This window comes from Runella sp. SP2, assembly GCF_003711225.1.
GTDB lineage: Bacteria > Bacteroidota > Bacteroidia > Cytophagales > Spirosomataceae > Runella.
The window spans coordinates 1,423,693-1,435,309 of the sequence record NZ_CP031030.1 but is presented as its reverse complement, the minus strand read 5'-3'; the positions used below and the strand labels follow the sequence as shown (position 1 = coordinate 1,435,309).

Sequence of the window (11,617 nt, the reverse complement as noted above, 5' to 3'; positions counted from 1 at the left end):
GGGTTACTTCTTTTTGAGAAAAGTGAGGGATTTTAAAAGATTGGTATTCAGCGACGTGCCAAACATCACTTGATCACCGTTGAGCAGACCTGCTTGTAGCGTCCATTTTTTAAAAAAGGTAACGTACCCTCCGACGTTGATGTGCTGTGAGTCATACTCGACCATAAGACCCGCTTTTTTCCTAAAATGAAGGATAGCACCTCCGAAGGGGCCTTCGAGGTAGTGGTTTTTAAAATTATTGGTGCTCTTTTTTTGTAAAACGAACCCTTTTAAAAACGTTGAGTTAGAGTTATTGGACACTGCTCGGTAAATGTAATACGGACTTCCATAACCGATACTCGTTTCAAGTTTCCAAGAATCGGTCAATGTGAAGTTTTTGGTGGCAACTAAAACGTGGGTGAGCATAGGACCATGAATAATAAATGGAGCCGTCATGATGACTGTTAGTGAAGGTCTCTTGGGCGTCTCACGCAAAATAAGATAACGAAAATCCATGGAACGATCCCCGATTCCTTGAATTTGACTCACATCTCGGTATTTAGAGTTAAGCATTTGGAGCAACGAAATAGAAATTTCAAAACGAGGTATGAGGGTTAGCCGTGCATACCACACTTGTTCTGGATTTTTCTTTGCCCCAATCAAACCGTAATGAATAGGGTTGTAGTTGTACCCAAACTGAAAATCACCGTCTTTCAGTTCTAGAGCTGAAGGAGTATATAATAACCCAGGCTTCCCAGACAAGTTGGTTTGGGAAAAAAGGCGAAGAGAAAATAGGAGCAGAACAAGCACACCAATGATGTACTTGTTGCTCCCATTCTCAACCATTTTCATACGTTTAGTTTGCACTTTGATTATTTATCCTTGATTGTGACAACTTTCGATTACGGCAGTTTTGGCATCATTTGCTTCTTTTAATGCCTTTTGATAATTAGCTTCTACGGCATCATCATTGATCTTTTTTGCGGCATCTGCTGCCGCCTTCAAAGCCGCGACTAGCTCGGTGCAAGCCTTAGAATCAGCCGATTCTAAGGTATTGACCGTTGACAAATTCCCTAACAAGGCCAAACTATTCAACGCATCCAGTAACGTAAATGTCTCTTCTCCTAATACTGTCTTGGCCGCATCCAAATCTTTCTTAGCAGCATCATAAGCCGCTTGCGCAGCGGCACGAATGGCCGCATACTTGTTAGGAAGGCTACTCTTACAGGTCGTTTCTTGGGCAGCTAGGGTGCTAGTTGCGGCATTATACGCACTCTGAACCCGTGCAAGCTCGTCAGTTTTAGCCTTATCTAGCTCCGATTTTTTGGTTTGAAAGGCATCCTCTCCTTTTTTTATACACTCGGGCGAAGCCGTGATTCCATCAATGCCGTCCGTGTGGGCAATACCCTCTACCCCACCCGTACGGGCAGGAATGGCTTTACCATTGACCGTCGGAAGCGTAAACGTAGGTAAATATGCCTTTAACTTAGGGTCAGCACTGGCTTTGTCCAAAATGCTCTTCAAGTCGGCAGGTAAAGCACCACCTCCTGCCACCGCCGAAATAGTGGATGCGGGAATGGTGGCTAATTTAGTTACTTCAGCCGTGGAGATGGCTGCTTTCACATCACTCGCAGCCGTCGCTACCGTCGCAGGAACAGTTCCTGAACTAGCGATGGAAGCAACCCCACTAGCCACTGCTGTTGCCTGAGCGGAGGGAGTTACCATAGCGGGCGTACTGGTCACTGCGGCAGGTTTGGTTAACGAAACAGTATCCAACTTAATACTTGTTAGCTCTTCTACCAAGTCAGCATCGGGTTCCAGGGGATCCCCTTTTTTACAATTGTACATCGCCGCTGTCAGGGCAAGTAGGTACACAATCAGTGAAAATGAGCGATTTTTCATTGTGAATAAAATGGTTGATTAATAATTATTTTAGGGAATTGTGTTTCAAAAAATAAGTAGGTATTGGGAGATAACTTTGATGGCGTTAGGCTAGGATAAAAGGGCAACTATTAAATGTAATATTCGACGATACGGCGTTGGGGAGTAATGGGAGGACTAAAAAGGCTAAGACGAAATTTTTCGAGCAGGAGTAAATAGAGGAAATAGGTGTTGGTTACAACGTACCGTTTAAACAAACGACGGGGATTGCACAGCATACGAAATAGCCACTCCAAACAAATGCGTTGCATCCAACGGGGAGCACGGCGCTCAACCCCTGCCATCATCGGGAAGGCCGCCCCTACCCCAATCATAACGGCGTCAATTTTTCCTTTCATACTCGCCATCCAGCGTTCTTGTTTGGGGCAACCCAACGACACCAGCACAAGGTTGGCCCCCGAATCGTTGATGGTTTGCTGGTACGAAAGCACTTCTTCGTTGGTGAGCCCCCGATAAGGCGGAGAAATCATGCCCGCAATTTCGAGTTGAGGGAAGTCAACGCGGCATTTTTCTTTGATTGTGTCAAGCACTTCTTGGGTACAACCGTAAAAAAAGACCTTCAATTTCCTTTTTTCGGATTCACGCAGGAGCACGGGCATCAAATCAGGTCCCGCAATTCGTTCTTGTTTCAGTTGGTACAACCACCGAAGCGCCAAATTGAGCGGCATTCCATCGGGCGTGACCATGTCCGCTTGGGCAATGGCGTTGGAAAAGTCCTTGTTGCGGTACGATTCCACACAGGTATGAACGTTGGCCACGCATACGTACGATGACGTGCGTTTGGTAGCTAGCTCAAAAATAGAATCTACAAAATGAGAATACCCCCCAAGGTTAAGGGGTATGGTCAACAACCGAGTTTGTTGCATTAGCATAGTAAAACAGGTTATTAGGTGTGACAACTAGTTTTATACGAAAGCATAGCAATACCTGCCTGCTTGAAAAAGCAGCTTGAAATGAATAAATGATAGAGGAAGCAGAGAAGTAACCTGTTAGGCTATTTCTTCTGATTTTGAGGAAGTTTTAGACAAACATTCTTGATAAAGATTCACCATCTGAAGCGCTTTGTTATCCCATGAGAGTTCGCGCTGGCGTGCTACACAGTTGGCTGAAAGTTCTTTTAAAATGTCTCTGTTGCTTTCTAAATAATTGAGTGCCTGAGCAAAGTCGTGTACCGATTGACTGGGGTTTGTTAAGCTTATTTTAATTCCTACTTTTTCATCAATAATAGCTCCAAATCCACAAGTATCAAAACATAAAACTGGTAGTTGGTTACTTAATGCTTCTAAAACCACCGTAGAGGTATCTTCACTTACACTTGTAAAAAATAGCAGCTGAGCACTCCTCATTATAGATAAAATAATCTCATTTGATTTTACACCATGCCATATAACCTGCTCAGAAATTCCTAAATTATCACAAAGCTTTTGGTACTTCATAAGAGTACGCTCGTTACCTGTACCAAAAATATTGAGTATAACTCTTTTGTTATTTGATAAGGCAAGAGCTTCTAAAGCTAAATGGAGTTGCTTTCTAAAATCAAATTTTCCAACCCAAAGAACATTAAAGTCTGATTTATCAAATCGATCAAATGGAACACTATTACTAGGATAACAACCCGTTTCAGGGATTAAAATAGAGTCTTTACCAATATACTTTTTAATTGCAACATAAGAGTTAGGAATTGAACTAACCAAAATAGAAGAACTTTGAAATGCTAACCTAATTCTTTTATTATATTTTACTTGGAGTATATTTAGACAATTTTTAAGAATAAAATACATCACAATTTTCAAGCTACCACTTGTCAGGTAGCGTATAGGAAATTGTTTTAATCCTCCTATAGGCCCCCAAACGAACGGAATTTGCTCAATTTTCCATAAGTAACCAGGCTCCCTAAATCCAATCATATTGAGCTGATGAATAATGCCAATGGGGGTTTGCTGGACGATTCCCAACGCAATTTGATACGTTTTCCATTGCCAATCTTGATAGTACTTGTAAAACCGCCAATCCCCTTGGTTCCAGCACATCTCTCTAACTCGTTCAGGTACAGGGTTGTAATAAAAGTGGAGGTTTTTGGCTTGAGGTAACTTGGGTAGTTCTGCTTCTATTTTGTCTCTGAATTCCCCTTCTGTAATAACGTGTAACTCACAATACTTAGCTAAATGAATACACCAATTCCACGCCATACCAGGTTCACTGCCCATGTGTGGAGAGCAGGCGTAGGCATTGATGAGGACTTTAAGCATTAAAAGTTTTAAGTTGAGCGTCTAAAAAGTGTAAATGTTTTAATTTATCGCTATCATTTTGAAAACGGTTTCTTATTTTTTTTGCAGGAACACCACCCCAAATTTCACACGGAGGGATATTATTAATTACAACAGAACCTGCTGCGATGATAGAACCCCTTTCTATTTTAATATTCCCCACAATAGTAGAATTATGGCCAATCCAAACATCATCCTCGACAGTGCAAAAACCTGATGTGTCTCTACTACCATGCCATATATACTGCCCAGCCGTATCAAAAGGGTGATCATGTTTACCAACAAAACACACTCTACCTGCCATCAAAATATAATTTCCAAAAATTACATTATTTGCTACATTACAGTATTCGCCAAATTGTACATTGTTACCTATTTGGATATTCATTCTTGCGAATGAAGTCCCTTTCATTACTCTAACAAAACCACTGTATTTAACCCACTTAAATCTGATACTGAATAAATACCAAGTACGAAATTTGTTAAATATATACCTTAGTGCAAAATTAAATTTACTTGAATTATTAGGAATATTTACATATTCTATTTTCATAAACTAGGGTTGAGCGATTTTGTAAAATACCTTTGAATATTGATTAAATGATACAAGCATCAGATTGTCTCTTTCAGTACCGCCTTTGGTAAAAGAATTTGAAGCTTTGAATAATGTATCTACGAAACTTTCATTATTCTCAGGGTCAAAAATCAAACCATTATTACCTTCATTTATATAATCTAAAGCTCCAATATTTTTACTCGCTAAAACAGGACATCCGAATATTAATGCCTCATTAACAACTGCCCCAAATGGCTCATAACGGCTAGGTAAGACAAAAAAATCTGCTAAATAATACCAAGCATACAAATCTCTCCCATAATATGAACCTGTGAAAATCACAGAATTTCCAATATTATATTTTTGAACCAAATTTTTTAAATTTTGGCTCTCAGAGCCTTCTCCTACTAGTACCAATTGATGAGTTTCTTTGAGTGAATTATTAAACGCCTCGATTAACAAATCGACACCTTTTATTTTTTCTAACCTACCAATATATAGAACAATAGGCTTATTCAAATGAAATAAATTATTATAACCTTTAAGTATAGATTTAAAATATTTTTTGTGAGCCAATAGTGTTCTTGGGTTTTGAATATTTGGGCACACTTCAACTTTTAAATGTGGAAAATTTTCTTTATACCATTCTCTAACATTCTCACTATATACTACAACACCATTTGCTGAATTTAAAACATATAATCTAAAATATTTCTTTAATCCATAAACAGATTGAGCCATTTTAAAATTATCAGATGTGGTTACAATCAAACGGAAATTAAATATATTAATCCGAAGTAATAGAGCCAAAAAAACACTCGTAGGAGAATACTCGTGAGTGAATACTATATCGGGTTTATATTTCTTAACAATATTATATATACCCAATCTAAAAGCTTTTGTACCTATATTAAATCCTTTATTATAAAATATAGAATCAACATGTAAATTATTTAAAAGTAAATCACGGTTATAAGTAAAACCATCACTTTCTGAATTCAAAAAAACGATTTTTAAGTCGTAATATTCATTCATGGCGTTAAATATATCAATACGCCATGGAGGCAAGTATGAATAAAACACTAATGCTTTTTCTTTTACTGACACCTTTATTTTGCTATTTTTTTCAAACATACATAAACAATATACTTAATTATTCGAAAAAAACCTACAAATCTTAATGAAAATAAAGTTGGATTATTTATTTTATTGGTATATTTCATTAAAGTTTTATTTGATGAACAAATTACATTTTGTAAAGCAATTTTTAAGAATGGAATTCCGTGATGAGACGTCCTCAATCTAATCACATTTATTTGTTTATCTGCAATATGATTTAATTGCTCAGAATCCCATATATTTTTACTTGAATTGAAATAAAATATACGTCCTGGTTCTGTTATAAACTCCCTTAAGCTGTATAATTTTATTATATCTTTATTGTATCTTAATCTAAATATTAATGGATTAATTTCTTTGCTTGAGCTCTCTAGCAAATCAAATAGCATAAACTGACCATTAAAACTAAATATTTTATTCGCACCTAATAATTGCCCATATAAAACTGCAGCATACCCTCCAGCAGAGCTACCAATTGTATAGATTAAATAATTTTCTGTTTCCATTTTTAAAAAACCAAGAAACTTTTCATGTGAATTTATTTTAGAATTAATACCTTTCAAATACCATTGCTTAAAAATATCACGTACAAAAATATGCTTGTGAGCATTCTTAACTCTAGTACGGTACATTTCATAGAAATTTTTTTCTAAAATCTGCTTTTTAAACACTTCTTCTGTGTTAGGATAATAAATATTATTACTGCTAAAGTAAACAACACAAATATTTTCATTGTAATTTTCTTCCTGAAGTTCAATTAAGTAATTGTCATTTTCAAAAGCTGATTGAACAATTTTAGAATCAGTTTGAAATACAAAGTCTCGACTATTTACTTCCATAAGTGAGGCAATAAAACTCTCAAATGAATAGAAAAGAAATGCTTTAGTGCTATTAACAGACCAAAATGTCTTTTTTCATAGATAAAAAAAGGAATTGGCTCTGCATACCCTAATGGTGAGTAAAGCAATTTCAACCGTTTGATTAAAGAAGTGGTTTTCAGACACCATTTGGGTAAAGTAGGGTTTGCTTCACAGGTTCCCACGAATTGCGGAGCAATAAAACACTTGAAGCCCGCTTTTTGCGCCCGCAAACCATAGTCAAAATCGCCGATGGCATGACGAAATTTCCAATCTAAATTCCCTACTTTATCAAAAACAACCTTCGGCACTAGCACAAAATTACCATTTACTATATTGCATTGCTGAAGTTTACCATTCGGCGCCAAAAGTTTTTTACTTGAGTGGAGCCATCCACTGTAAGTTACAAGTTGGGTCGCTTTAGCACAGGTAGCCCCACATACTATAGCCGAAAAATAGGTTTGCTTACTTGCGGTAAGTATATTCTTCATAGCATCAGCAAACAATACCGTATCATCATTAAGCCATAAGTAAAAATCATAATCTTTGGTTTGGGATGCCGCTTGCCAAGCACGGTGCATGCCACGATTCCAAAACAAAGTACCATCACCTTGTACAATTTGTACCGAAGGGTATTGATTTGTCACTGCTTGGACTGTCCCATCTGTGCATCCGTCGTCGGTGAGGTACACCTCCAACTGATACCCTTCCACTGCTTGTTGGTCAAAAAGATGAGTCAAGCATTGCAGGGTTTTATTTTTACGGTTGTGGACGGTGATTAGGACTGCGATAGTTTTCACTTAAAGTGCTCTTATAAACCTTGCTGGATTACCAGCCCAAACTTGATTGTCTGGTACTGATTTTGTAACAACAGAACCAGCACCAATTATTGAATTTTGTCCAATAGTAACTCCTTTAAGAATGATTGTGAAAGCCCCAATAAAAACATTATCTTTAACAACAACGGGGGCTTTTACTTTGTGTATTAAATCATTTTTACTCGCGCGAATGACAGGATTTAAAGAATGGAAATCGGTATCATAAATTTTCACCCCACCCCCTATTTTTACATAATTGCCAATTGTAATGCTCTGATGGCAAATCAATGCCGCTTGAGACATTCCCACATTGTCGCCAATACTCAATTTTGCCCCTCTGTCCACAAAGAAAGTACAACGGTCATAACACCCTATTGGATTACCTGAGATACCATTGTTCATGGAGAAGTTTTTTCCTATTGAAAAACTGCCGCCCTTTGCTACCATGACATAGGGAGTACCAATACACTTAAAATTAGCATAAATTACTTTATTTCCTTTAAAAAGGAATATGAAATATAATTTATCTATAATAGCTCTTAAATATTTCCAAGCTCTTCTAATCGACTTGTAAATTATAAAAATAATCATTGGTTAAGAATTGATGTATATATAAAAAACAAATCCTGTGCATTTTTACGGGAATCATGCCTTAACTGTGCAGCAATCCTACCTTGATTAGAAAATTTCTTGCAGAGCTTAGGATTTTCAAAAAGTTGACATATTCTATATGCTAACAACTCAACTTCTTCATAACGATATAAGAACCCAGACACTTTATCTTCAATCATATCCATATTACCTCCTACATATGAAGCAATACATGGTGTGCCAACTAATTGTGCTTCACCTACAGAATTTGGACTATTCTCGATAGACGATGGGCAAATAAATATATTAGCTTTTAGATATTGTAAAGTTATCTCTTTTTCTGATAGTGAACCAAGAAAAATAAAATTTTCAAAAACATCATATTTTCTTAAAAGTCTTTTGATATAATTTCCATATCCACTTATTTTCCAGTAAGATTTATTAAGTAAGTCAACGCCAGCAATTTTAACCTTAATTTCTGGACAATGTAATTTAACTATTGAAACCGCTTTGATTACTTGTTGCAATCCTTTAATTGGGTAATGAGCTTGGCTTAAAAAAATACTATATGGTTCACATTCGTCAATTTTCCATTGAATGCTATAAAATGAGTCACGTAAGGTTTCATTACACAAATGATAAGTAACAAATGGGTTTATAGCCCAGACATTTGACTGATCCCACCTAGTTCTTCCAATGACATGTTCAATTTTTTTAAGTAGTTCAATTTCATTCTTCCCTCTTCTTACCATGTCTTTATACTGAAGAAAAAGTGTGTCAATCTTTAGTATATCTCTTAAAGTAGGAAATAATTGTCTCCTTTTAATACCTCCAAAATAATACCTAGAATATACACTCACTAAGCCTTGAATAGAAACCACTACATTAGATATTCCACATGCATTAATATAAGCTAAAGAATGAGAATACTCGGTACCGTGAATATGAACTAAATCTGGTCTAAAATGCTTATTAACTTCTTCAAAGTTAAATTTCAAACCAGAATCATTCCTTGGAACTAAATAATATTTAATTTTATATTTATCAATGTATATTATCTTATTACCGTTATATAACATAATAACAGCTAAGTCTATGTGATTAGAGAAATCATTTATAAGAGACTTTGCTCCAGACTCCATCCAACCACCAATTACTGGAATAGGTAAATTCAATTCCGTACAAACTTCAGGAAATAGAACGTTTGAAAGCCAAAGTAGTTTCATACGGCTCTTTTTTTACATTAATTGGTTTTACAAAAATACTGCTTACCCATGCCTTCATTTCAATATCGGTTAAATATCTAAATTGTTTTGATAAACAAATACCTAGCATAACTAAATCAATCATGAAAAAAGTTTCAAATAAAGGTTTTTCCCAAATAAAAGACATCATCCATAAAAAAGAAACATACAAACCAAGTGCTTTTATTATTCTATTTTTACTTTTATAAATTGCTAAGTAGCTGGCTCTAATAAATATTAAAAAATAAAGTACAACTCCAATTAATCCATACCACAAAAGGATATCCATAATACCCACTTCATTTCCATATCTTCCTTTTAAACCAGTAATCAAATTATCTTCAAAAGTACCTCCCTCGTCGCCAAAAGCTGGGCTTCTTCCACACCAAAAATCATTATTCTTGTTTAGTGTATATAAAACATTTTCATATATAAACGTTCTGGTATCTAATTTGAAGCTTCTTTTCTCTACAACTTTATTCTTTGTTGCTATAAAGTAATAATCTCCTTTTATATATTTATCCATTTGAAACGGGTTAAAAACACCTATATAACCTGTTATTGATAATATTATTGGAGTTAATAATAAAGCAAATTGAAGTATTTTTATTACTCTTATTAAAACAGTTGAATGTAAATAAATTAAAGAAATTCCAACTACAAAAGCTATAATTAGTTTGCCCATATCATTCCTATGTTCAAAAGTTGATAAAAACAAAAAAAATAACCCTACAAGAAACCATTTATGTGTCTTTGGTATAAATATAAAACATAACATTAATAATATATGAGGCATGTAATTTAACTGCTGAATATTCTGGTAATATAATTGAGATAATATTGCCAGTGGAATTGAAAAGACCCAATAAAACTTCAAATAATCACGTACAATTTTTAAGTTTACAGAAATTAAAATTATTATGTAAAATAATGATATAAATAATTGGTTAACTATATTCTTCCACATCCAATACCCTTCAGCATAATAACAAGCTCTTAAGAAATTAATTAGCTGCCATAAAATAAAAAAAAATACTATACTGAATCCAGTTTTATCTATTTGTTTTATATTAAAATAAAATATTATGTATTTGTAAAAAACTAAAAGAATTCCAGTTCTCACACCCCACATAACAAACTCAGGTAATTTAAATATGACACAAATCATGTATAATATCATCACTAATAACATAGATAATGATATATATTTAGTGTTTTTTGTTTTTTTAACCATTATTTGTATTTTTTGAAATCATTTTAAATCGTCTTTTTATCCTATTTAAAAAATACCATATATTTCTTTCTATATCTCTAGACTTTGTCCATTTATCTAGTTTTTGTATTGTTATTTCTTCAATATCTATAAACTTATTTGGAATAATAAGGTAGCTTTCTTTGTCATTTGTAAGAATTTTCATAAACCCTCTTTGCTGAAAATGCACATATAATATATTCTCTTGGGCTGCTTCTCCAGAAGAATTAACGTAAATTCTTCTGAGATTCTTATTTCTATATTCAAAAATAAGTTTATGTGAGCATTCAAGATGAAATTCAGAAATAAAATTAAAATTAATTCTCGGCACTCTAATATCATCGAATGGATAATAATTCCATATTTTTTCTGGATATAATACTTTCCACATGTCACTTAATCCTCTATGATTATATTCATCAAATGCACTATTTTTTGGGTTGCTAAAAACGTTTTTATAGTATTGAAAACCTTCTAGATAATTCTTGAAAAAATTATTACACATTTCATTATTCTTATAAAGCGTCAAATGTCCCCATCCAGAAATGACCCAAAAATTACTCAAAATTTCATTTGTAAGAAATAGCCGAATATTTCCATAAATTAAATCAATGTCACCAAACCCCCAAAAGTCATAGCCTTTTATAAAGTTACAAAAAATTACTCCATAAGCCCCTTTAAAGTCACAAAGCTTATAAGGAGATGGGAGGCTTATTGGAAAATCAAATTTTTTTTGTATAACTAGCTTTAATTCTTCAAATTCCATATTTACTACTTTGATGTTTTTTTTAGCATCCAGTTTATTATTTGTTATAATAAGAAAATCAATCGATGAGTTTGCATAAGCCGACTCAAGCCAGAAAGGAAACATTTTGGGAAATGAACCAAAATAAGGCAATATAATTAAAATTTTTTTCAAAATTGTTTCTTTTTGTATATAATTAATGTAAAATACATTTAGTATATTTTTTCTATTCTAAAATTTTCACAACA

Annotated in this window: 12 protein-coding genes; all 12 read right to left on the bottom strand. The window is 34.3% G+C overall.

The features are described 5' to 3' along the window. Window positions 1–3: 3 nt before the first annotated feature. Window positions 4–831, bottom strand: coding sequence for a YjbH domain-containing protein (locus DTQ70_RS06055; protein ID WP_164489889.1), 828 nt, complete (start codon window positions 829–831; stop codon window positions 4–6). A 24-nt stretch (window positions 832–855) separates the two neighbouring features. After that, complete coding sequence (locus DTQ70_RS06050) at window positions 856–1,881, bottom strand: hypothetical protein (protein WP_122929980.1); 1,026 nt, start codon at window positions 1,879–1,881, stop codon at window positions 856–858. 110 nt (window positions 1,882–1,991) lie between these two features. Further along, on the bottom strand, window positions 1,992–2,792 hold the full coding sequence (locus DTQ70_RS06045) for a WecB/TagA/CpsF family glycosyltransferase (RefSeq protein ID WP_229600080.1): 801 nt from the start codon (window positions 2,790–2,792) through the stop codon (window positions 1,992–1,994). Window positions 2,793–2,909: 117 nt separating this feature from the next. Beyond that, complete coding sequence (locus DTQ70_RS06040; protein ID WP_122929978.1) at window positions 2,910–4,169, bottom strand: glycosyltransferase; 1,260 nt, start codon at window positions 4,167–4,169, stop codon at window positions 2,910–2,912. Further along, window positions 4,162–4,740: an acyltransferase gene (locus DTQ70_RS06035; protein WP_122929977.1), complete on the bottom strand. Its 579-nt coding sequence runs from the start codon at window positions 4,738–4,740 to the stop codon at window positions 4,162–4,164. Before DTQ70_RS06035 ends, DTQ70_RS06040 begins: the two co-directional genes overlap by 8 nt. A gap of 3 nt (window positions 4,741–4,743) precedes the next feature. After that, entirely contained in the window at window positions 4,744–5,850 is a 1,107-nt protein-coding gene (locus DTQ70_RS06030) for a glycosyltransferase (RefSeq protein WP_206019641.1), read from the bottom strand. 2 nt (window positions 5,851–5,852) lie between these two features. Next, the gene (locus DTQ70_RS06025; RefSeq protein WP_122929975.1) at window positions 5,853–6,701 is read right to left on the bottom strand and encodes a hypothetical protein; all 849 of its coding nucleotides are present in this window, start codon (window positions 6,699–6,701) and stop codon (window positions 5,853–5,855) included. After that, window positions 6,692–7,519: a glycosyltransferase family 2 protein gene (locus tag DTQ70_RS06020; RefSeq protein ID WP_122929974.1), complete on the bottom strand. Its 828-nt coding sequence runs from the start codon at window positions 7,517–7,519 to the stop codon at window positions 6,692–6,694. The genes DTQ70_RS06025 and DTQ70_RS06020 overlap by 10 nt, the downstream gene beginning before the upstream one ends. Next, window positions 7,520–8,128, bottom strand: a complete 609-nt coding sequence (locus DTQ70_RS06015) for an acyltransferase (protein ID WP_122929973.1) — start codon at window positions 8,126–8,128, stop codon at window positions 7,520–7,522. Then, window positions 8,125–9,354 (bottom strand): glycosyltransferase family 4 protein, encoded by a 1,230-nt coding sequence (locus DTQ70_RS06010; RefSeq protein WP_122929972.1) that lies wholly within the window; start codon window positions 9,352–9,354, stop codon window positions 8,125–8,127. Before DTQ70_RS06010 ends, DTQ70_RS06015 begins: the two co-directional genes overlap by 4 nt. Continuing rightward, window positions 9,317–10,606 carry a hypothetical protein gene (locus tag DTQ70_RS06005; protein WP_122929971.1) on the bottom strand — a complete coding sequence of 430 codons (1,290 nt, stop codon included), beginning with the start codon at window positions 10,604–10,606 and terminating at the stop codon, window positions 9,317–9,319. Before DTQ70_RS06005 ends, DTQ70_RS06010 begins: the two co-directional genes overlap by 38 nt. Then, a complete protein-coding gene (locus DTQ70_RS06000; protein ID WP_164489888.1) occupies window positions 10,599–11,543 on the bottom strand; it encodes a DUF6625 family protein in 945 nt (314 codons plus the stop codon). Before DTQ70_RS06000 ends, DTQ70_RS06005 begins: the two co-directional genes overlap by 8 nt. Window positions 11,544–11,617 lie beyond the last annotated feature (74 nt).